The organism is Xanthomonas sp. 3075, assembly GCF_014197275.1.
Lineage (GTDB): Bacteria > Pseudomonadota > Gammaproteobacteria > Xanthomonadales > Xanthomonadaceae > Xanthomonas > Xanthomonas campestris_B.
Genome location: NZ_JACIFI010000057.1, coordinates 1 through 1,238, shown reverse-complemented (window position 1 = coordinate 1,238; position 1,238 = coordinate 1). Strand labels below are relative to the sequence as shown.

Below are 1,238 nucleotides of genomic sequence, written 5' to 3'. Positions count from 1 at the left end.
AATGCCCTTACTGAAAATCAAGCGCTTACGCGTGACGCAGCCTGGCTCAGGCTCCGATCGAAGGCCTGAGACAGAGTTGTTCAGAGCTTCCCTAGTTTGTTCTTCATCGAGTGGCGCGATGTCACCGGGAGTCATCATCGTGGGGCTCAGGCAGCTACTGTTGTTCCCTTCCCCGATGGCACCGTCCTTTCCTTCAGCGCCGGCAGCGTAGAGCTTGCCAAAAATGAGTGGTTTCTTGCCTCACAGGTTAACGAGGTTCTCCGAGCATTCCTTGCTGGCAAGCCATTCCCATCTTGGCTTCGGTGGTCTGCTCTCTCCGCTGGCTATATTCAAGCAGGTTAACAAATCGTTCAAGGCGGACGGCTACGCCGCCGCTTAACTCCAGCGTTAGGCCAGAGGAAACTATGCGCAAGCTTGTAGCGATCGCTACACTCTTCATTGCTGCTTGCTCTAACTAAGAACGGGGTCAGGTTAAATTGAAAATTCTACCTGACCCTTTTCCACATCTTGAGGAACATCCGTGCTTAGCCTAGAGAGTCCACGCTGGTCTGAACTTCAGCACGCATATGGAGCGGCTTCTGACATCCCGGCCATGCTCGCTCAACTGAAAGCGCTATCCACATCTGGAGGCAAGAGTGAACCATGGTTCTCACTGTGGAGCGCCCTTGCCCACCAAGGAGACGTGTACAGCGCCTCTTTCGCAGCAGTGCCGCATGTGATCAATGTGCTCGCCACAGCGCCGCACACAGTTGAGGCGGTCTTCTTCCAATTCCCCGCATGGGTCGAGATCTGTCGCAAGAAGACCGGGGTGGCAGTGCCCAAAGATCTGACCGCGTCGTACTTCGAAGCGCTGTCAAGGCTACCAGCGCTTGTAGCGGCGGCATCATCGCGCGAATGGAGTGAAGAGTTTCTCCAGTGCGCACTATCTGCGATAGCGGCCGCAAAGGGGGCGGCGGAGGTGGCCGAGGCGGTGCAGGAGATGTCGGAGTCCGTCGCAGGAGAATTCCTAGAGTGGTTCTATGAGCACTGAGACGTCCAACCCTTCAATCAACAGGACATGTCCCGGCTAGCCGAGTCATGCCGGTTATCTCAAACGTTAGGGCCCACATGGAACGTATATTGCGAGTCGGACTTTGCATGGGAGCGACATCCCCCCGCCCTGAGTAGCGGCCTGGTTTAGAGTCCAGGGCTGATGATATCGGTGTTTGCCAGATGTTGGGCATACGCAGCCGGTGTCA

At 56.0% G+C, this 1,238-nt stretch carries 1 protein-coding gene; it reads left to right on the top strand.

The window, feature by feature from the left end:
* Positions 1 to 592 precede the first annotated feature (592 nt).
* Entirely contained in the window at positions 593 to 1,030 is a 438-nt protein-coding gene (locus GGR62_RS20890) for a hypothetical protein (RefSeq protein ID WP_221229442.1), read from the top strand.
* The last annotated feature ends 208 nt before the right edge of the window (positions 1,031 to 1,238 follow it).